15 protein-coding genes and 1 tRNA gene are annotated in these 20,668 nt (G+C 38.8%); 6 read left to right on the forward strand and 10 right to left on the reverse strand.

What is annotated here, in order from left to right; genetic code table 11:
• Positions 1–10: 10 nt before the first annotated feature.
• Both ACST15_RS03125 and ACST15_RS03130 read right to left on the reverse strand, forming a co-directional pair.
• Positions 11–1,039: a Gfo/Idh/MocA family protein gene (locus ACST15_RS03125; protein WP_459453185.1), complete on the reverse strand. Its 1,029-nt coding sequence runs from the start codon at positions 1,037–1,039 to the stop codon at positions 11–13.
• Positions 1,040–1,059: 20 nt separating this feature from the next.
• A complete protein-coding gene (locus tag ACST15_RS03130; RefSeq protein ID WP_459453186.1) occupies positions 1,060–2,364 on the reverse strand; it encodes a sugar MFS transporter in 1,305 nt (434 codons plus the stop codon).
• A gap of 306 nt (positions 2,365–2,670) precedes the next feature.
• Between ACST15_RS03130 and ACST15_RS03135 the strand changes: the two genes are divergently transcribed.
• The 4 genes from ACST15_RS03135 (at position 2,671) to ACST15_RS03150 (ending at position 9,556) form a co-directional block, all read left to right on the forward strand.
• Positions 2,671–4,044 (forward strand): DegT/DnrJ/EryC1/StrS family aminotransferase, encoded by a 1,374-nt coding sequence (locus ACST15_RS03135; RefSeq protein WP_459453187.1) that lies wholly within the window; start codon positions 2,671–2,673, stop codon positions 4,042–4,044.
• Between the two features lie 11 nt (positions 4,045–4,055).
• Complete coding sequence (locus ACST15_RS03140) at positions 4,056–5,354, forward strand: hypothetical protein (protein WP_459453188.1); 1,299 nt, start codon at positions 4,056–4,058, stop codon at positions 5,352–5,354.
• Positions 5,351–6,697: a neutral/alkaline non-lysosomal ceramidase N-terminal domain-containing protein gene (locus ACST15_RS03145; protein ID WP_459453189.1), complete on the forward strand. Its 1,347-nt coding sequence runs from the start codon at positions 5,351–5,353 to the stop codon at positions 6,695–6,697. Before ACST15_RS03140 ends, ACST15_RS03145 begins: the two co-directional genes overlap by 4 nt.
• Before the next feature lie 291 nt (positions 6,698–6,988).
• Positions 6,989–9,556: a TonB-dependent receptor gene (locus ACST15_RS03150; protein WP_459453190.1), complete on the forward strand. Its 2,568-nt coding sequence runs from the start codon at positions 6,989–6,991 to the stop codon at positions 9,554–9,556.
• A gap of 68 nt (positions 9,557–9,624) precedes the next feature.
• On the opposite strand, the gene ACST15_RS03155 is transcribed toward ACST15_RS03150, so the two are convergent.
• The 8 genes from ACST15_RS03155 to rpoN all read right to left on the reverse strand — a co-directional run bounded on the left by ACST15_RS03155 (position 9,625) and on the right by rpoN (position 18,705).
• Complete coding sequence (locus tag ACST15_RS03155; RefSeq protein WP_459453191.1) at positions 9,625–10,779, reverse strand: hypothetical protein; 1,155 nt, start codon at positions 10,777–10,779, stop codon at positions 9,625–9,627.
• A gap of 2 nt (positions 10,780–10,781) precedes the next feature.
• The gene (locus ACST15_RS03160) at positions 10,782–13,154 is read right to left on the reverse strand and encodes a TonB-dependent receptor (protein ID WP_459453192.1); all 2,373 of its coding nucleotides are present in this window, start codon (positions 13,152–13,154) and stop codon (positions 10,782–10,784) included.
• Between the two features lie 64 nt (positions 13,155–13,218).
• Positions 13,219–13,596, reverse strand: a complete 378-nt coding sequence (locus tag ACST15_RS03165; protein ID WP_459453193.1) for a hypothetical protein — start codon at positions 13,594–13,596, stop codon at positions 13,219–13,221.
• A 295-nt stretch (positions 13,597–13,891) separates the two neighbouring features.
• The gene (locus ACST15_RS03170) at positions 13,892–14,455 is read right to left on the reverse strand and encodes an outer membrane protein (protein WP_459453194.1); all 564 of its coding nucleotides are present in this window, start codon (positions 14,453–14,455) and stop codon (positions 13,892–13,894) included.
• A gap of 132 nt (positions 14,456–14,587) precedes the next feature.
• Entirely contained in the window at positions 14,588–15,772 is a 1,185-nt protein-coding gene (locus ACST15_RS03175) for a helix-turn-helix domain-containing protein (protein ID WP_459453195.1), read from the reverse strand.
• 513 nt (positions 15,773–16,285) lie between these two features.
• Positions 16,286–16,359 (reverse strand) — tRNA-Arg (locus ACST15_RS03180).
• 84 nt (positions 16,360–16,443) lie between these two features.
• Positions 16,444–17,223, reverse strand: coding sequence for an enoyl-CoA hydratase/isomerase family protein (locus ACST15_RS03185; RefSeq protein WP_459453196.1), 780 nt, complete (start codon positions 17,221–17,223; stop codon positions 16,444–16,446).
• Positions 17,224–17,265: 42 nt separating this feature from the next.
• On the reverse strand, positions 17,266–18,705 hold the full coding sequence (rpoN, locus tag ACST15_RS03190) for an RNA polymerase factor sigma-54 (RefSeq protein ID WP_459453197.1): 1,440 nt from the start codon (positions 18,703–18,705) through the stop codon (positions 17,266–17,268).
• Positions 18,706–18,855: 150 nt separating this feature from the next.
• Between rpoN and asnS the strand changes: the two genes are divergently transcribed.
• Both asnS and ACST15_RS03200 read left to right on the forward strand, forming a co-directional pair.
• The gene (gene asnS / locus ACST15_RS03195) at positions 18,856–20,286 is read left to right on the forward strand and encodes an asparagine--tRNA ligase (RefSeq protein WP_459453198.1); all 1,431 of its coding nucleotides are present in this window, start codon (positions 18,856–18,858) and stop codon (positions 20,284–20,286) included.
• 1 nt (position 20,287) lies between these two features.
• Positions 20,288–20,665: a diacylglycerol kinase family protein gene (locus tag ACST15_RS03200; protein WP_459453199.1), complete on the forward strand. Its 378-nt coding sequence runs from the start codon at positions 20,288–20,290 to the stop codon at positions 20,663–20,665.
• The last annotated feature ends 3 nt before the right edge of the window (positions 20,666–20,668 follow it).

Here is a 20,668-nt window from a genome sequence, read left to right on the forward strand (position 1 = left end):
TTAAAGAGGTTTATTTTTTAGAATACATATCAGCCAAGTTAACCTTAGCCCCTTGTTGGTTTTTACTCGCATCTGCTGCCTCCATGAAAGCAAATATCTCTAAAGTTTCTTCTTTGGAAACAGGGGGAATTCCTGTTTGAAAAAACTCGATGATCTTAAGTAAAAGAGGATCATAGCCCCCGTATGGACCTAAATGAATCACAGAGTTTGAACCAAAGGCTGTCCCGCCATATTCCTGCTTCCCATTTTTCAATCCTCTAAACGTTCCAATACGTCCATCCTTCCAAACTCCCACCACCACCTCTTGATCATCATTGATGTAGCGATTGACCGATTGACAACCGGTACCCATCATAGTGAATAAGGTTTCTACTCCATGGATACCATACCAAAATAAATCAGGATGAGTCTTTTCTATTTTCATAGGACTGTAAGCATCTGCACCTACAAGCTTGCCAGCTTTTCCAGCCCTTACTTCTTGGACACTGGCAGAATACCGTAAGGAAGAAGCTGAAAAGATGGGTACTTTGTACCTTTCAGCTGCCGCAAAAATAGCTTGCGCATCTTTCAATGAAGCGGCAATGGGTTTGTCGATAAACATTCTTTTCCCAGCTTTAAATACTTCCAAGGCTTGCTCCAAGTGTAAGCGACCATCATTGGTCTCCAACATCACTACATCCACTTTGGATAGTAATTCTTGAATCGAATTCACAATTTCTACGCCATATTTCTGAACTTCAGCTGTATAGCTAGGAATTCGCTCAGTACTTGAAACAATATCTTTACTACCTCTAGGATAAGCTGCCACAATCTTATAACCTGCATATTGGCTAGCCTCGGGAGCATTTAGGGCCTTGGTAAATGCCGTGGCGTGAGATGTATCCAAACCGATGATACCAATTCGTTTACCCACTTCTGCCTTTTGTTGCAAATGAGAAACTGGTTGGCCATTCATCATGGTATTTGAAGTGATAATGGCCAGGCCTGCTAAGGAACTTTGCTGAAGAAATTGTCTTCGAGAATTTAATTTATGTTTCATAAATAGGTGATTCAGAATATTTATTTTCTGATTTTATGGCCATAGACCGAGTAAAAAACGAGGTATAAATAACATGGGAATAACACCCAATAGGCTGATCGTAAATCATAAATATCGGCCAAATAACCATAAAATAAGGGCATAATGGCATTTCCACATAGGCCCATAATCAGAATGGAAGCCCCTAATTTGGTGAATTTACCTAATCCATCTAGGGCTAATGGCCAAATACCCGCCCATATCAAAGAATTGGAAAGACCCAATAAAATCACAAAGCAAATGGAAATGTCTACCTGGTGACCTAGAAATTGGACTGTTCCATGACCAAAAATGATGCCTAAGGTAAATAAAGTTCCCAATAGCGTACAGATTCGGAAAGCATTCACTTGAGAAAGGTATTTGGGGATAAAAATGATTCCCAAAATATAACCAGCTATGGTCGCTAATAAGGTATAAGAAGGAAATACCTTCGCCTCTAATAAGGCAATGTTCATGGATCCTGCATAGCCTATGATGGTATCAATAGCAATTACTTGGGTACCAACGTGTAAAAAGATGGCGATAGCCCCTAAGATCAAATGCGGAAATTGAAAAATGCTGGTTTTTCCGGCATTGGAGATGGCTTGCTCCTCCGACTCTGAGTCGGTATCAATCTCGGGTAAGGGAGAATAACGAACGACTAAACCTAATAAAAACAAAACCGTACCCACAATGGCATAGGGAATGGTAACCCGGCCGACTAATTCATCCAAAGCGGCATTACGGGCTTCGCCTGTCATAGATGCCAAGTTTTTAAACAAATCACTATCGGTAGCCTTTAAGATAACTGCGGCGAAAACCAAAGGGGCCAAAACCCCAGCTCCTTTATTGAAAATCCCCATGATGGAGATGCGTTGCGCTGCACTTTCTTGTGGGCCTAATACGGTGATATAAGGATTAGCAGCTGTTTGTAAGATGGCTAAACCTGCACCTAAAGTAAACAGCCCTAATAAAAATATGGGATAAGTGCGTGTTAAGGATGCAGGTAAAAAGATGAATGCCCCTAAAGACATAAGCCAAAAGCCCAACATCATTCCCCGTTTAAATCCAACCTTTTTTAACAAAAAAGAGGCTGGAACTGACATAACAAAGTAAGATATGTAGAAAGCAAAAGTGACAAAATAGGCCTGAAAATTACTCAGCTCACAACCAATCTTAAAATAAGGAATCAAGATGGCATTTACCCAGGAGACAAAACCAAAGATAAAAAACATGAATCCAATGATCAGGATAGAGACTTGAGTGTCTCTCCTACTCAAAGCAGAAACGGAAACCGCTTTATTCATAATTAAGGAAGATGAAGATTATAAACTGTCTATGACAAAAGAAATATAATCGTTGATTTAAATAGGTTTTAGGTAGCCAATTTAAGTGAAATACAATGAAAAACAAACCTGAACAATGGGCATGAATGGCTACACGGATTTTAATATTAGCATTTTTACCTCACAATAAGCTGTATGATGCGTTGAAGCCATCTATGCCAAAAAACAGTAATCTATCCTACCCTGATTCAAACAAGCCTTTTTTCATGAATCGTTTAAAATTTATGAATATTCATTTATCTTGCTATCAACAACCTATTTAATGATATGAAATCCTCCAAAAGACGTCAGTTTCTGATGCAATCAGGTATTTTGAGTGCCGCTGCTGTGATTCCATCTTGGCAAAAAAAAGGCTTCCCCCCTCGTTCTTCCAACACACAGATTCCCGCCATTTTAGGAGGTAAATCAAATACATTACTTAGCAATTGGGTTAATTGGCCCATTTGGGATGCAGAAAAGGACGAAAAATTATTGCTGGAAGTTATGAGAAGTGGGGTTTGGTCCAGAGCCCAAATGGTGAAACAATTTGAAAAAGCTTGGGCTGATACCATTGGTACTAGCAGGTGTTTAACCTTAGTCAATGGCACTCAATCCCTCATTGTGGCCATCAATCAAGCTAAGCTAGGTCCAGGTGATGAAATATTAGTAACCCCCTACACCTTTGTAGCAAGTATTCAAGCTATTTTGGCCAATGGTTGCATTCCCGTCTTTGTGGATGTGGACCCTGAAACATTTCAAATGGACAGCCACAAGATTGAGTCGAAAATCAACCGCCGCACCAAAGCTATATTGCCCGTCCATATTTTAGGATTACCCTGCGATATGTTGCATATCATGGAAATAGCTAAAAAACACCAACTTTTGGTGATTGAAGATGCTTGTCAAGCACCCTTGGCCGAAATCAATCATCAAAAAATAGGCAGCTTTGGATTAGCGGGTTGTTTCAGTTTTCAAAATTCGAAAAATATTGCCATTGGTGAAGGAGGAGCTATCGTTAGCAATGACGAAGCCTACATGGATCGCTGCTATTCCTACCATAACTTAGGTTTTCCTTATGGGGTGGCCACAGGTTCCATCAGTGCTGGAAGTGTCATGCAAGGTAGTAAAGTACGATTTACGGAATACCAAGCTGCCATTGGTTTAGCCCAATTAACTCGTTTAGAAGCGCAAACCCAAACCCGAAATGAACGCGCTAGCTATTTGTCTTCCATGTTGAAAACCATCCCAGGTATTCAAACCTATCGTCTTTACCCCTCTGTCACGAGAGCGGCTTTTCATTTATTCCCTTTTCGATATAATCCAGAAGAATTTAAGGGATTAAGTCGCGCTCATTTTTTACAAGCTTTACAAGCCGAAGGAGTTCCTTGTTCGGGTGGTTATACGGCATTAAATACCCAAGCTTTTATCAAAGAGACTTTTGAATCTAAACATTTCAAAAAGCTATATTCCAAAAGTGAATTAACGTATTCGAGCTATATGGAACAAAATCAATGTCCTTTGAATGATCAATTGTGCCAAGAGGCAGTCTGGTTTACCCAAAATCTTTTATTAGGTTCTAAGGAAGACATGGAACTCATTTTCCATAGTATTCAAAAAATACACCGTGAAGCTGAAGCCATTAAAAAGAAATTGCAGCCTTAATTTAAACCTACATGCCAATTCCATCTCATTCATTGCAAGCTAAAGCGTTTAATTCGGGTTTTTCATTAGCTCATGATAGTTATAATGCCATTTCATTAGCATCCAATGGTCGAATTTATTACGTTCTTTCCTCTGATCAATTGGAGGCCGCTGGACAAATGTTTGAATTCGATCCAAAAACGAATCAAATCACCCATTTGGCCGACTTAAATACCATTTGTGATGAAGGAAATTTTCCACATATCCCACAAGGTAAAAGTCATGTGAGTTTCTATGAATATGACAAGAAACTCTATTTTGCCACTCATGTGGGTTATTATCAATTGATTGATGGCATGGATCGATTGCCCATTGAAGCACCTAATAATTATGCTTTATACCCTGGTGGCCATTTGCTCAGCTATGATCTTGGCTCTGGTAAATTTGAAGATCTAGCTATTCTTCCAGATGGCGAAGGCTGTGTTTCCATGACCATGGATACAATAAGAGGGATGATCTTTGGTATCACTTGGCCCACAGGGAAAATTTTTCAATTTGATGTAAAACATCGTCAATTACATCTTTATCCTTCTGTAGCAGGACTAGGTGAAGCTGGAACACCAGGCGATGATTTTAGATCTCTGTGCCGTTCATTATTTGTGCATCCTTCAAGCGGAATAGCCTATTTTTCCACGGCCGAAGGTGATATATATCAAATTAAGCCCGAATCAAAGCAGCTAATTGTAATAGAACAGGCTCATTTACGATTAGATTATTTTGGTCAATACAATCCTACCTATCCGGGAAGTATGAGCTATAATTGGCGACAAATTTGTTGGTATGAACCCGAACAAGTGGCCTATGGCGTACATGGAAATTCGGGATATTTATTCCGATTTGATCCTATAAAACAGCAAATAGAAGTACTAGATCGAATCACTTCTTTAGCTTCCAAAAGATCAGGAATGTTCGATCAGTTTAGTTATGGATATTTAGGATTCCAATTGGGTCCCGATCAAGAAACCTTGTATTATTTAACAGGAGGACCCATTTACCAAGATGGCAAACGATTAGAAGGTGAAAAAACGATTGCCAAAGGGGCGGCCAAAGGTTTGGAATATTTGCATCTGGTCAGCTACCACATTCCCACTCAAGATTATCAAGATCATGGTCCCATTTTTTATGAAGATGGAAATTGGCCTCAATATGTCAATTCCATTGCCATCGATTTTGAGGGCAAGATTTATGCCCTAGCAAGAATTCCAGAAAATGGCCAAATACGCTGTGATCTCATTCAAATAAATGCTCCCCAAATCGGACAAAAACTATGAAAAATACCTTGAAATTATCCTTTCTGATTTTCATGCTACTTATGGAAATGAAGACCATGGGGCAAGATATGTTCGTTGGTTTGGCAAAAAAAAGCATCACGCCAAGTTCTCCTATTTGGCTTACCGGCTATGCCAGCAGAACCACTCCTGCTACGGGTATTGTCCATGATCTTTGGGCTAAAGCTATCTATTTAGAAAGTTCCCACAAGGAAAAAGCCATCATCATCAGCACGGATTTATTGGGACTCAGTCGAGAGGTACATCAAGGTATCGTTCAGCAATTGGAAGAAAAATATGGTCTAAGTCAAAAACAAATCATCATCAATTCATCTCATACCCATTCTGGACCAATGATTTGGCCGGCATTAAGTGGTATAGCTGATTATCATTTGGAAGAGCAAAAAAGCGTATCCAACTATACCTTAGGTTTAATTGATAAGCTGGTGGATTTAGCCGAAGAATCCATCGCGAAGAAAGAAAAAATGAAATTATCCATGGGGCATGGTCAGGCAGATTTTGCGATAAACCGTCGACAACTTGCCGCCTCTAAACTAGGACAGGACTTGCCTGGCCCGGTTGACCATGATGTACCTGTGATTCAAGTAAGCGATTTAAAAGGGCAAATTAAAGCCGTGCTGGTGGCTTATGCTTGCCATAACACCACGGTACAAGGGGACAATTATTTAGTCAATGGAGATTATGCAGGATTTGCTCAAATTGAAATAGAAAAAAAATATCCTGGAGCCTTGGCCATGTTCATACTAGGTTGTGCTGGTGATCAAAATCCTGAGCCAAGAGGGACTATCGCCTTGGCAGAGAAGCACGGTAAAAAATTAGCCGAGACGGTTCAAAACGTCCTACAAAAACCCTTAAAACCCCTAGGAAATTCTTTACGCTATGATGCGCAACTAGTAAGCCTAGATTTTCAAAAGGTGAACATCAGCGTTTACCAAAAGGAACTTGTAGGGGACGATATATTTAAACAAAGAAGGGCTAAATTAATGCTGGAGGCGATAAATAAGGGCTGGAACATTCAACAATATCAATATCCCATACAGGCCCTCCGAATTGGAAAAGAATTTACTTTGGTGGCATTGGCAGGAGAAGTTGTAGTGGATTATTCCTTGAGAATCAAAAAAGAATTCGATCTACACGATATTTTTGTGGCAGCTTATAGCCATGAAGTAATGTGCTACATACCCTCAAAGAGAGTTCTACAAGAGGGTGGCTATGAAGCAGAATCCAGTATGATATATTATGGGTGGCCCGGTCCTTTTGCCGATACGGTGGAAGAAAAAATTATGGGCGGAGTTTATCAATTGATGAAAAACATAGGTCTTTAATCATCCCCCCAGTTTCAATATTGGCTTATTGCCTATTCCATTTCTACTTATTTAGTTCAAAAAGTCTTGTCAAAAATTTCACTTTATTTAGTTGGAATTTGAAATATTAAAGAACTTTTACAGATACTATACTAAAAAGGTATACTAAATAGGATAATGTATTTACTTTGCATGCATAATTGAAAACAATAGCCCCTCAGACATACATCTGAGATTTTTTTAAACCAATTAGTATACTTAATACATAGATTTAATTACATAACGAACATCTTAACCCATAACGACCATCTCATGAAACAAATTTCCGCCTTATTTTTACTAATAGCAGCCATTCTTTTGCCGAGCCTCACTTCCGCCCAAGATAAACCAACCATTAATGCCAAAGTTTCTGGCAAGGTCATTGATGCTAAAACAAATGAATTTATCATCGGAGCTTCTGTTGTTATTAAAGGTACAACCAACGGGTCTTCGACAGATGCCAATGGAGAATTCACCCTTATAACTGGCCAAAAACTACCATTTACGTTGATTGTTTCTTATGTAGGCTATCAAAAGAAGGAGGTCATCATCAACAGCAACAAAGTGGAAATTTCCATTGAAGAAAGCACGAATGAATTAGGGGATGTCGTGGTAACTTCAAGAAGACGTCAAGAATCCATTCAAGAAATTCCCATTCCCATCTCAGTCATCCGTGGGGCTGTTGCCGAGGATGCAGGTGCATTTAATCCAAATCGATTAAAAGAATTGATTCCTTCAGTCCAGTTATATTCATCCAATGGACGAAATACAACCTTAAATATTCGAGGACTCGGTTCTTCCTTTGGCCTAACCAATGATGGTATTGACCCAGGTGTTGGATTTTATGTAGACGGAGTTTACTATGCTCGTCCAGCAGCTACGGCCATTGACTTTGTGGATGTAGATCGGATTGAAATATTGCGTGGACCACAAGGAACTTTATTTGGCAAAAACACTACGGCAGGAGCTTTTAACATCACGACTAGAACTCCAAGTTTTACCCCAGGTGCTAGTTTTGAGGCCAGTTACGGTAACTTAAATTATATCCAAGTTAAAACATCCGTCACGGGACCTATAAGTAAAAAATTGGCTGCTCGCGTTTCCTTTTCAGGAACACAAAGAGATGGTACTATTTTCAATATGACCACCTTGAAACCGACCAATACCCTTAATAATGTAGGATTCAGAGCCCAATTATTATACACTCCCTCAGAAAATGTAAACATCACATTTGCTGGTGATAATGCCCGCCAAAGACCCGATGGAAATGCAACCGTGGTAGCTGGGGTAGTTCCAACCAAACGTGCTGCATACCGCCAATTCAACTCCATCATTTCAGATTTAGGCTATAAATTACCAAGCAATAATCCATTTGATCGAATAACAGATGCCGATTCCCCTTGGAGGGTAAACAATGATTTTGGTGGTGCTTCCATTAACGTTGATGCAAAAATCGGGAAAGGTACCCTAACCTCAACTTCGGCTTGGCGCTATTGGATTTGGGATCCATCCAACGACCGGGATTTCATAGGCCTACCCGTGTTAACTAAATCACAAGGAAATTCAAGACATGACCAATGGACTCAAGAAATTCGCTATGCGGGCCAGTTTTCTGAAAGACTAAGTGGTGTTTTTGGTGTATTCTTAATTGATCAAATCTTAACCTCTGATCCGGTTCAAACGGAAGAATCTGGTTCTGCTCAGTGGCGATTCGCTCAAAGCTCCACTTCCCCACTTTGGAAAACACCTGGTTTATTTGATGGTTTTGGTACTAAAACTACCTCCAGACTACATACCTTAGGTGCAGCAGTATTTAGTCAAATTGATTGGAAGATTACTGACAAATTGCACGTTTTACCCGGTCTTCGTTTTAACTACGATAAAAAAGATGTGGATTACAAAAGAGAGACTTATGGTGGCTTACAGACAAGCGACCCAGCTTTAGTCGCCTTGAAAAATGGTTTATATACCAACCAAGCTTTTAATTTCAGTGTGAATGAAAATAATTTTTCAGGACAAGTTACTTTGGCATACAAACCTAGCAAATCCTTGAACTTATTTGGAACAATTTCCAATAGCTATAAGCCCGTGGGAGTAAACTTAGGTGGACTACCGACTGCCAACGGAGCTGTGCTAATAGATTTAGCTAGAGTCAACCCAGAATATGTAACTCACTATGAATTAGGCCTAAAAACTAAGCCAAGTGCTCAATCCAATTTAAACATTACGGTATTTAATACTGACATTAAGGATTATCAAACCCAAGTTCAAACCGCGGAAGTTGGGGTAAACAGAGGTTATTTGGCCAATGCGGAAAAAGTTCGGGTAAAAGGTATTGAGATTGATGGTAGCATTCGTTTAAATAATCATTTCTCCTTTACAGGTGCACTATCTTATACAGATGGTATATACGTATCATTCAAAAATGCACCTGTACCTTTAGAAGAAACCGGTGGTACTTCTGCTTTCAAAGATGTATCTGGAGGGACATTACCAGGTATCTCCAAATGGGCAGGTTCATTGAGCGGAGAATACATACAATCTGGAAAGTTCTTATCGCTAAAAGGTAATTATTTCATAGGATTAGATACCTATGCTCGCTCCAACTTTTCTTCAAGTGCCTCACCTTCTCAATACCTAAACATTGCAGGATATAACATTGTCAATGGAAGAATAGGATTCCGTGCTTCCAATGGTTTCTCCGTTTTACTGTGGGGTAGAAACATTCTTGATCGAGATTATTTTGAGCAATTATTACCAGCGGCAGGAAGTGCAGGTCATTATGCTGCCGTTTTAGGTGACCCAGCTACCTATGGCGTAACGCTTCGCTTTACTTATTAAACTTTTCATCAACAAAAATCAAACAAAGCCCCAGTGTTTACTGGGGCTTTTATTTTGCAAAAATCCTATTATTTAAATTCCTTCACAACAATCACCCGCTCCTCTCCTTGCCATGATTCATAGGCCAACATCCAAGATTCACCATTCCATTGTATAGTGGGATAGGAACAATCAGCCAATGGATTTGAAACCCACTGGTGCCGTAATTTTCCTTGCTTATTTTTGACATACATTCCTATTTGCTTAAAATATCGCTCACCTTCCTGTTTTATCTGTGCGTATACCAAAGCCACTTCTCCATGTGGATTGCTAGCCAATTGTGCTTGTCGATATTTATCTCCTTTCAAATGCAGAATCAATTCCTTTTTATATTGATAAGCCCACTTTATTCCCGATCCAGTACTTGCTCCGGTATACCATGTAGCTTCTAGGCCATGTGGACCTCGAACTAAACTTGGGCCTGCATGTGGACAGGCATTCACTTGCCAATGATCTGCCATCCAAGTTACCGGGGTAGAAAATGACTGACCAAAATCAGAAGAATGAATATAGGCCATGTCCCTTTCGCCTTGATCATTTAAATCGCGATAAATAAGATCAATATTCCCTTTGGCATCTGCTAGGGCATCAATCCGACAACATTCACAGGTTTGTTTATCCAAAACTCGCATTTCCCCAAAACCCTTGGCTGCTGAAGTCTCAGCATAGACCAAGGTTCTTCCTTTAGGTCCAAGTTTTACATCTAGCCATAGTGCTCCCACTTGGCCATTGGCTAATGGAAATATTTTTCCAAAAGAATGACTCAATCCAGCCGAAGTATCACGATGTATGGTTTGTGCTTTTGTCCACTTACCTTGATACTCCATGGCATAATACAAATCTCCGCTAAAACGTGTTTTCTCACTGGGCTTGTTTACTTCAAATAATAATACGCAAGTTCCATCCGACTTGTAGGACAGTTTGGGCATCCCTTCCGCATGCGTAGATGCTTGAGGGTGAATGGGAATGGATTCACTAGCCCACCAAGTTTTACGGGATTTATCCCATACTTTTCGAAAAAACAAGGTGCTATCTCCCTGCTTCTCAACCCAGGAGAGCACTAAATTTCCATTTTGTTGGCTAGTAAAAGAAGGATCCATTGCCATACGTTTAGGATCTGAGATTTGTTGACCTATACCCACAAATGCCAACAAAATAAAGCTCAAAAGAAAAGAATATTTCATAATTATTTCGATTTAAACAATTGAAAAACATCTACTTGCAAACCAAGATTGATGGTCCTAGGGGCAGCAGGTGTATAGGTACTTTTATCGGAATAATTATTGCCTCGACTAGCAGAATTAGCATATAATTCATTGCTTAGGTTCATAACATTCATGAATACCTGATAGGCATGCCATTGATACCCCAAGCGAAGATTTAATACAGAAACACCCAATAATCCTCCAAAACCAGCATCCGAATAAGAAACCGTGTTCACTTGATTTTGATACCATGAACTAATTCTTTGCCATTCTAAAGCTAACCTTGCTCCTTTTAACCAATTGGGTTTATAGCTAATCTCCGCATTGGCAATAAAATGTGGTGCTTGCGACATTTCTTTATTATTGACATTTTTTAAGGCATCACCGGTTTTCTGACTTAGGACAAAATCCACAAAAATATGTCGGGCATTCGTGCCACCAAATCGGAAATTCCATTGAGAATCTGGCCGATAGGAAATCGCATATTCAATCCCTTCATGCAAGGTTTTTCCTGCACTTTGATAATCAGTCGAATTATCAGGTTGGCGAATACCTAATAATTCATTTTGGCCGTTCAGGCGATAAATGGAATAGTCTAAAAACAACTTAGATTGAAATAAAGAAGCCCAGCCTCCTACTTCATAATTATCAAAAACTGCAGGTTCTATACTTAAATAAAATTTTTCCCCAGTAGCAATAGCTTGTGTAGCTGGGCGGGCCCTAAATACAGCTGATAAGGCTGGAGGTGAGAAACCTTTGGAATAATTGGCATAAAATCCCACTTGTTGATTAGCCTCATAGGTCATACCTATTTTTGGAGAAAACTGCGTGTAGGATTTGGTCCCTATACTTTGGTCGATATAATTGGTATAATCAAAGGACATATCATCCAATCGGCCACCGAGGGAAATTCGTAATGCTTCTAGGGGATGAATATCCCATTGAGCATATACAGCTTTATTCCAAATAACTGCCTGGTAATTAGACAAATATGAGTTAGGCAAAATTGAGGCTATCTCATATTTTTCTACCGACTTTTTATCTGGACGAAGTGTTGCCTTTAAATTAATTCGATAAGCCCAATAGCTGTTTGGAGAGCGATCCAGAAGAAAGCCTAAAATCAATTTAGAATTCAACAAAGAAAATGGTCGACTATGCTGTCCCATAATACCTAAACTGGTAAAATCATTGGAATTAATTTGTCCAGATGCCGAAGTGGATGGACTTGTCCAAGAAATACTGTAAGCTGGGTTTTGGCCTAATGAATTTTCCCGATAAAATGCAGTCAAACTTGAAAATGAATTGTTGGCACCTTTGTGCTCCAATGTTATTCGAGAGCGTGAGGAGAAAGAACTTCTGTATGTAAAATTAGCCGGACTTTGGTAAGTCCTGGAATAAAATCCAACACTATCAATATTCCCTCCAGTTTGGGAGAAATAATCATTGTAGGCAAATGAAGACCAAACTTTGGTCTTGGGAGAAATTTGAAAGTCTAAACGAACATTGATCGAGGACTTATCAAAATCGGAATTGGAAGCCCACGCATTTTTTTGTCGGGCTATATAGCCACCTGTCATCAAAGCCCATTTTTTACTCAAAGGCCCCCCCGCTGTGAATTGAGTTCGAGCATAACCCCACTCATCCGCTTGAAAACCAATGGATGCGGTAGGAATTCCAGGGGCCATTTTGCTAATCAAGTTGATTGCTCCTCCAACAGCTTCAGGTCCATACAAAGAAGAGGCGGGACCTTTAATCACTTCTACCGAATTTAGACCTTGTAAATTAGTTTCTATCAGCGCATTGTGATTAAAAACTCCCAATGGACGTAAAGGAAGTCCATCTTCCATGTATAAAAAATAGGGTGAGGTCCCAAATGGCTGACGAATACCCATGGCATGCTGTTCGTTATTATAATTTAGCATGATGACCCCAGGAACTTTATTGATGATTTCCGTCAACTGAATGGCTTTGGTATCTTGCAGTAAAGTAGCGCTTATCTTATGGATGGCCACGGGTGTTTCCGTTCTTACAGCGGCTTGCCTAGAGGCTGTCACGACCACCGTAGCTAAATCCAAGGATGCTTCTTGCACTTGTATGACGGGATTGAATTCCTTTCCTTTTAATCGGACAGCTTGAAAACCTAATGAGGAAATAATATATTCTTCATTGGCTAAAATGGCTTTTACCACAAACTCGCCCCTCTCGTTACTTAGGGCAATTATTTTGTTAGAATGTGTCAATGAAGCACCAATGATGGGTTCCTGGGTACTTGCATGGAGAATTTTATAGGTATATACTTGCGCATTACTTGCTAAAGAGAGCAAGCAAAATAGCGCGATAATCATCGCTTTCATTTTAAACTAATTTACATGAGAAAATACGCTTGACGGTTTTCATCAAGCCTAATGGTTCCAGAAATTAGCTATACTTAGGGGGGTGAAATGGTAAATGAATGGAGGACTGAGCAAGCATTTGGTCTTGCACAAAATGATCTTCTGAAAAATCAATCAAGGAAGGATGAAAAGCTAGCATGGGTACTTGTTCACAAGCTAGTTGAATTTCAGGCATTTTTTCCAAACGCTCTGAATTCGTTTTTTGCTCTTTATCTTCGGCAGCCTTTAATTTTTTAGCCAAATAACATTGACCGTTGCAATTCAACTTAGGCTTATCCCGATTTTCACAAAGATTTTTAGCAATATAATTTCGATTTACTTGATAATATGCCACAGATGCCCATTGACTCATCAGAGGCAATTGAAGGGCAATCAATAAAAGTATGGCAAGAAATCGATTCATGGTGAAAGACAAAATTACAATTTGGCAAATAACTTAGCCCCCATATCCAATTATTTTTTTAATACTTGACTATAGAAAATACCCAAAGCTACAGAAAAAATGGGTTTAACTATTACACCCAAAATTTAAAAACCAATTACAATCTGATTTAAAATTAAGAAAATATCCTTCGCGAGATGTAAATGAATTGATTGAAAAATTTACAGGGAGCAAGTAATCATATTGCCTTTTAAACACCCATTTGAGGGGTCGCAAATCTAAAAAAATCATTAAACTCAAACGTATAACTAAAAAATTAAAATATACCCCCAAAGGAATAATTTATACCAAAATTTAAGGAAATACCATCCAAATTGGGGCCCTTGGGAGTCGAATTGAATAAGGTCATTCTAGCCGCTTCAGCATTTAAAGAAATCCGATCCGTCACTTTTAGCTCCATCCCAATGCCTGCACTATAGCCGTAAAGATTAAATAAATCGCTGGGATTTTTCATTTTGCAAGCGATGTGTTTGATTTCACTTTGTGCATATCCAAAACCCATGAAAATATAGGGATTGATTGGAAAATCTCTTTCTTGAAGAAATGTATGTAAATAACGTACACCTAAAACAGAAGTTCGCTTATTGGGATCATTTTCAATAGGTCCAGCAAAGGCTTCTAATTGTGCAGCATCCGCTACCTTCATTCGAAAGGTGATACCTTGGCATAAGGTGGTGTACTTGTAACCAATGGCATGCTTATACAATTGATTGGTTTCTTGCGCTAGACTAAAATAAGAAATACAGCAGGCAAAGAGCCAGGTAAAACATTTACTAGTGGTTTGTCTTTTGTTTGTGGTTGGTAAACTTACAGGCAACATTTTGGGTCAAATAATAAGACCTCTTAGGTCTTTAGTGGATAATTTTTTTCATTTTATCAGATTTAAATTAGTAATAATAGAAACAACAGTTTGGCACTCTAAATATCTAAAAAGGCTTTGAAAAGCCGTAAACTATCTTTTTTTAATCTTTGTTACATAATCATACACATTAATACTCTCTTCTTCAACAAAGGCGCGGTTTAGGCTTTGAACAGAACTGTAGCCCGACTGCTGGGCCACTAAATCCAAGTCTATCTCTTTATCGTTCTTTAATAAGCTTTTGGCATATTCAATGCGCAGTTGGCTACGCAATGAAGTGAACTTAGATTTGATGATGTAATTAAAGCAATAATAAATGTGGTGTTTGGGAAGGTCTAGTTTAGAAGCTAGCATATCCACATTAAATTCTGGGTCCAAATACCATTTCTCATCATGGATGCTATCTAAAATGCGAATCGCATCCTCTTTAAGCGGATCGTCAGATTTATTGACATATTTGTATATTTCTGCGGCATTCAAAAAATGATCAAATGATTTCCTTTTCTTTTTGACAATCGGAATTCCATATAATACCTGAGGAAAAATGACAATCAGTAGAGGAATCATCAGGAAGGCAATCATGACGATTAAAGTCAGCGGTGAATGCATGACTGTTTGCTTTGGAACATTAGGGGTATTCATAAAGACTAATGCTCCGGCCAGGTAACTCAAAGCAGCAAAGGTAACTACCGTCAAAAGTAGGATTAACCACTTTTTCATTAATATACGATGGCTATCCGGCAACGCATTTCGGTACAACTCATTGCTATGCTCACGGTACATTTTGATGATAATAATGATATAAACCAACATGACAATGGGTCTTCCAATCATATTGAAATTACTTGGATATAACCAACCCAGATTTAAATTTTTCAGATAATTGGGATCAGCTAATATAGCATTTGCCAAATCTAATGCTTCACTCCATGGGCGTAAAAAACTGGGAAATACGTTAATCAGGGCAATGAAAAAGGGTAAATAATGTAGGTAATCTATTGGATAAATTTTGGAATTATCTAACAAGGTACTACGGAAGTAGAAATATAAAAATGGACCTACTAAATAATAGGTAGGAATACTATACACCCCCATGAAAATCAACATGGTAGGGGAATTGCTAGCAAAAATACTATAATGTAGTAATCCAAAAAGTGCAATCACAACCAATACGCCAGACAAATAAATCGTATTTCGGTTGACCCTAAAATTAAAGACAGCCAATACCAGTGAAACCACTAGTTTGAAAAGGACCAAGAAGATCAACATGCCATCCATAAAATGCAAAATTGTTATAATTTTATTTTATTGTTTATTCATCATGTGAAGCAATGGGGCATAAATGCTTCATCATGATGAAAAATCATTCCAAATTAAATCAAAAAAATTAAGCTAGAACAACAGGTGAATTGGCAATTCTTTTATAAAATGTCGGATCCAAATACTGGAAAGACATATTAAACGCTAATAAAGAACACGGAGTATAAACCCCTTTTCAAATTACCAAAGCAATAATTGTCAAATTTAGGTGACAATCTTTGTTTAGACTAATTTTAGTTACTGATTTTTGTCATCAAAAATACATTTTGACTTATTTTTTACAGAAGGATAATAGGTTTAAGCTAGTCATTACCAAATTTATAAAGGCGAATTATCTAAAAATCAAAATTTAATAATGGATGTAAACCCAAAACCCAAGATTCAAGAAAATAACAATACGCTATGTTAATTTTTACCTATAAATAAAAAAAGCCTGTAAATACATTTACAGGCTTTTGATTCATCTAAGTGTGGTCGCGTAGGGATTCGAACCCCAAACCTTCTCATCCGTAGTGAGATGCTCTATCCAATTGAGCTACGCAACCAATTCCCATTCGGGACTGCAAAGGTAGAATTTCTTTGGGAATATGAAAAGACCTTGGTGAAAAAAAATGAATTTTATTCCAATTTTACTTCCCAATAAAACGAGGAGCTCGTTTTTCTAAAAAGGATTTTACCCCTTCTTGGAAATCTTTGGAATAACCCGCTTCTCTTTGAGCTTCAGCTTCCATTTCTAAAATAGTTGCTAAGTCCTGATGATGAGCCTTTTGCAATTCCCTTTTCATTAAGGCCAATGCCAAAGTAGGTCGACGGGCAAATTCTTCTCCCAGCGAAATAACGTGTTGGTCCCAATTTTCCTCCTTAACCACCTCAGATACCAAACCCAAGGATTTGGCTTCTTCCGCACTAATTTTTCTTGCTGTTGCTGCTAATTCAAAGGCCTTGTGATATCCTAAGGATTGCATCAAAAATGCTGTACTGCCCGCATCTAAGGTTAAACCTATCTGTACAAACAGTTCTGCAAAATAAGCTCCTTCCTTCGCTATGATATAATCACAAGCTAAGGCTAAAGAACATCCTGCCCCCGCAGCTGGGCCATTGATCGCGCCAATAACTGGCTTATCTAATCCTCGCAATGCCAATATCATCGGATTATAAGTCGATCTCAAAACTGCCGCCAAATCCGAATCGCTCGTCCCTGATTTTAAATCGGCACCCGAACAAAAGGCCTTCCCTTCTCCACTTATAATAAGCACCCTAGCAGAATCAGAAGCTTTGGCCTTTTCTGCCACATCCCGAATCTCATGAATTAAACCTGCATGCAATGCATTGTAAACCTCAGGCCGATTTAAATGAATAGTCCAAACACCATTCACATCAGATAGTTTAAGAAATTGGTAATGCGACATCCTATTAATATTAGTTGAATGAATAAAAATGACCCAAGTATACTATAATTTCTTCCTTAATCTTGCCACCGGTATTCCCAATTGCTCCCGGTATTTTGCCACCGTTCGCCGCTTTACCACAAAACCTTTTTCAGCTAACAACAATTCCAAGGTTTCATCTGGATATGGTTCATGGGCTGGCTCTTGCTCAATGATTTCCTTTAATATATTTTTGACTTCCCTAGTAGATATATCCTCTCCTGACTCATGGGTGATTCCTTCTGAGAAGAAATATTTCAAAGGATAAATTCCAAAATCCGTTTGCACCGATTTGGCGGAAACTACACGAGATATCGTAGAAACATCCATTTCAATCAAAGCCGCAATATCTTTCATCTTCATGGGTTTCAAAGATGAATCATCTCCGGTCAAGAAAAAGTCATATTGCTGGGCCACAATGCTATGCATGGTTTTCAATAAAGTTCCTTGTCTTTGTTGTATTGCTTGAATAAACCATGAAGCAGCATCCAATTTATGTTTGATAAAAGTAACCGCCTCCTTAATTTCTCTTTGCTGCTTATTTCCTTGATCATAGGTTTGCAGCATCTCTTGAAATGACTTACTTACCCTTAATTCAGGAGCATTTTTACCATTCAACTTGATATCCAATTTCCCATGCTGGTTGGTGACCACAAAATCCGGTTGTAAATATGGGGCTAAATTACCCCCTTCTGAGCCTCCCGGTTTAGGGTTCAATCGCTTTATCAGGTTGATCGCTTTTTTAAGGTCAACTTCATCTATTCCAATTTTTTGCTGTAGCTGCGTAAAATGCTTCTTAGAAAATTCATCAAAAAACTCATCTATTAACCGAATGGCTAACAAACAAGTCGGATGATCCGATTCTCGACGGTGCAATTGTATCGACAAACATTCCTGTAAATCCCGAGCTCCAATCCCAGCAGGATCTAAAGCTTGGATTTTCTTCAAAACACTTTCTACCTCTTCAAAATCGGTGGTAAAACCTTGAGTAAATGCCAAATCATTGACAATACTTTCAACATTCCTTCGCAAATAGCCGTCTTCCTCCAAAGAACCTATTAACTGATGAGCTATAATTTCCTCTCGCTCATTTTTCAAAACGAAACCTATTTGCATCAATAAATAATCCTCCGCACTGGAAACTGTGGCCATCGGCCTCTCTTTCGTTTCCTCATTGGAATCATAAGAATCTCCTGCCATTTTATAACCGGCATAGTCATCTTGCAAATAATCCCCTATTTCTAATTCTTCACGCTCTAAATCCTCAACAGTCTCCCGCTCTTTTTCATCAAATTCATCTGAATCCTTTATTTCTAATCCTTCCTCCAGAGCTGGATTTTCCTCCAATTCCTCTTCTATCCTGGCAGCTAGCTCAGCCGTAGGTATTTGAAGCAATTTAACAAATTGAATTTGTTGTGGAGAAAGCCGCTGTTGCTGAGAAATTTTGATGGATAATCCCTGCATATCTTTAATCTAATAAACAAATATACGTCGATTTGACGGCCTGTTTTTAAAAATACTGGTAATTCACAAATAAATAAAATTATTCCGTTTTTTGTACGTAATTTTGAGACTAGTTTGCCCCAAATGGGGGCCATTTGACCATTTATTTATATGCAAATTAAAGAATTACTTCTCCAATCCCCGAGCCAACAAACAGTCACGGTCAAAGGATGGGTTCGTACCAAACGTGTATCCTCTTCCGTAGCATTCATCGCGATGAACGATGGTTCTACGATTCATAATATTCAGGCCGTTGTATCTGATGGTGCCGTTTCGGAAGAAACGTTAAAATTAGTTACTACAGGCTCATGCATTGCCGTAACAGGTATATTAATTCCTTCCCAAGGACAAGGTCAATCTGTGGAAGTTCAAGTTTCTGCCATCCAGGTTTATGGTACTGCAGATCCTGAAAAATACCCTTTACAACCCAAGAAACACTCTTTAGAATTCTTGCGGGAGATTGCTCATCTTCGCCCTAGAACCAATACTTTCTCGGCAATTTTGCGTATTCGTCATGCCTTAGCCTTTGCTATACATCAATATTTTAACGACCATGGTTTCTTCTACTTGCATACACCTATTATAACTGGGTCTGATGCGGAAGGAGCCGGTGAAATGTTCCGTGTCACTACATTGCCTGCCATCAACCCTCCCCTAACAGAGGACGGAAAAGTAGATTATAAGGAAGACTTTTTTGGGAAAGAGACTAATTTGACCGTTTCGGGCCAATTAGAGGGAGAATTAGGGGCAATGGCTTTGTCAAAAATTTACACCTTCGGTCCTACTTTTCGGGCAGAAAATTCCAACACCACTAGGCACCTAGCTGAGTTTTGGATGGTGGAACCCGAAATGGCCTTTTTTGAGCTTACTGATAATATGAATTTGGCAGAGGATTTCACCAAAAGCCTAATCAGTTATGCATTAGAAAATTGTGCGGATGATATTGCCTTCCTTGAAAAACGCTTGTTGGAGGAGGAAAAAATGAAGAAAAAAGAAGAACAATCGGAAATGACTCTTTCTGAGAAATTAAGATTTGTTTCTGAAAATACATTTGAAAGATTAACCTATACGGAAGCTATTGATATTTTATTGCAATCTAAGCCACACAAGCAAGGTAAATTTAACTATCCAGTAGCTTGGGGAATCGACTTGCAAAGTGAACATGAGCGTTATTTGGTAGAAAAACATTTTAAGAAACCTGTCATTTTAACCCATTACCCGAAAGACATCAAAGCATTCTACATGAAATTAGAAGATGACGGCAAAACGGTACGAGCCATGGACGTTTTGTTTCCGGGAATTGGAGAAATTATTGGAGGATCTCAAAGAGAAGATAACTACGAAAAACTTCTTCAGCGGACGAAAGAGGTGGGAATTGAAGAAGATTCCATTTGGTGGTATTTACAAACCAGACAATTTGGTTCTGCTCCCCATGCAGGTTTTGGACTAGGTTTTGAGCGTTTGGTCTTGTTTGTAACAGGAATGAGTAATATACGAGACGTTATTCCATTCCCAAGAACTCCTAAATCAGCAGAATTTTAATATGTTCAACCTATCCAAAGCTTTTCGCAGTATTTCCATTGCTTGGTCAGGAATTATCACCTTGATCAAGGAAGAAAATAACGCAAAAATTCACCTAGCATCGACTATCTTAGTTGTTGTGGTAGGTATCAATGTCGGCTTCATGGCGATAGAATGGCTTTGGATAAGTTTAGCCATTGCAGGAGTATGGATGGCAGAATTGATAAATTCAGCCTTAGAAAAGATTACCGATATTGTAGCTCCTGAACACCATGCTTTGGCTAAGAAAGCAAAAGATTTTGCAGCAGGAGCTGTTTTGGTGATGGCTATTTGGGCGGCTTTTGTATTTTGCCTTATTTCCTTTCCACATCTTTGGATGCGATTGGTTTTTAGTAATTAAGAT

The organism is Aquirufa sp. Wall-65K1 (genome assembly GCF_054558475.1).

What these genes read in the sequence shown, in the direction of transcription:
- ACST15_RS03125 (WP_459453185.1), bottom strand. Translation starts at nt 1,039, where the DNA reads ATGAAACATAAATTAAATTCTCGAAGACAATTTCTTCAGCAAAGTTCC.
- ACST15_RS03130 (WP_459453186.1), bottom strand. Translation starts at nt 2,364, where the DNA reads ATGAATAAAGCGGTTTCCGTTTCTGCTTTGAGTAGGAGAGACACTCAA.
- ACST15_RS03135 (WP_459453187.1), top strand. Translation starts at nt 2,671, where the DNA reads ATGAAATCCTCCAAAAGACGTCAGTTTCTGATGCAATCAGGTATTTTG.
- ACST15_RS03140 (WP_459453188.1), top strand. Translation starts at nt 4,056, where the DNA reads ATGCCAATTCCATCTCATTCATTGCAAGCTAAAGCGTTTAATTCGGGT.
- ACST15_RS03145 (WP_459453189.1), top strand. Translation starts at nt 5,351, where the DNA reads ATGAAAAATACCTTGAAATTATCCTTTCTGATTTTCATGCTACTTATG.
- ACST15_RS03150 (WP_459453190.1), top strand. Translation starts at nt 6,989, where the DNA reads ATGAAACAAATTTCCGCCTTATTTTTACTAATAGCAGCCATTCTTTTG.
- ACST15_RS03155 (WP_459453191.1), bottom strand. Translation starts at nt 10,779, where the DNA reads ATGAAATATTCTTTTCTTTTGAGCTTTATTTTGTTGGCATTTGTGGGT.
- ACST15_RS03160 (WP_459453192.1), bottom strand. Translation starts at nt 13,154, where the DNA reads ATGAAAGCGATGATTATCGCGCTATTTTGCTTGCTCTCTTTAGCAAGT.
- ACST15_RS03165 (WP_459453193.1), bottom strand. Translation starts at nt 13,596, where the DNA reads ATGAATCGATTTCTTGCCATACTTTTATTGATTGCCCTTCAATTGCCT.
- ACST15_RS03170 (WP_459453194.1), bottom strand. Translation starts at nt 14,455, where the DNA reads ATGTTGCCTGTAAGTTTACCAACCACAAACAAAAGACAAACCACTAGT.
- ACST15_RS03175 (WP_459453195.1), bottom strand. Translation starts at nt 15,772, where the DNA reads ATGGATGGCATGTTGATCTTCTTGGTCCTTTTCAAACTAGTGGTTTCA.
- ACST15_RS03185 (WP_459453196.1), bottom strand. Translation starts at nt 17,223, where the DNA reads ATGTCGCATTACCAATTTCTTAAACTATCTGATGTGAATGGTGTTTGG.
- rpoN (WP_459453197.1), bottom strand. Translation starts at nt 18,705, where the DNA reads ATGCAGGGATTATCCATCAAAATTTCTCAGCAACAGCGGCTTTCTCCA.
- asnS (WP_459453198.1), top strand. Translation starts at nt 18,856, where the DNA reads ATGCAAATTAAAGAATTACTTCTCCAATCCCCGAGCCAACAAACAGTC.
- ACST15_RS03200 (WP_459453199.1), top strand. Translation starts at nt 20,288, where the DNA reads ATGTTCAACCTATCCAAAGCTTTTCGCAGTATTTCCATTGCTTGGTCA.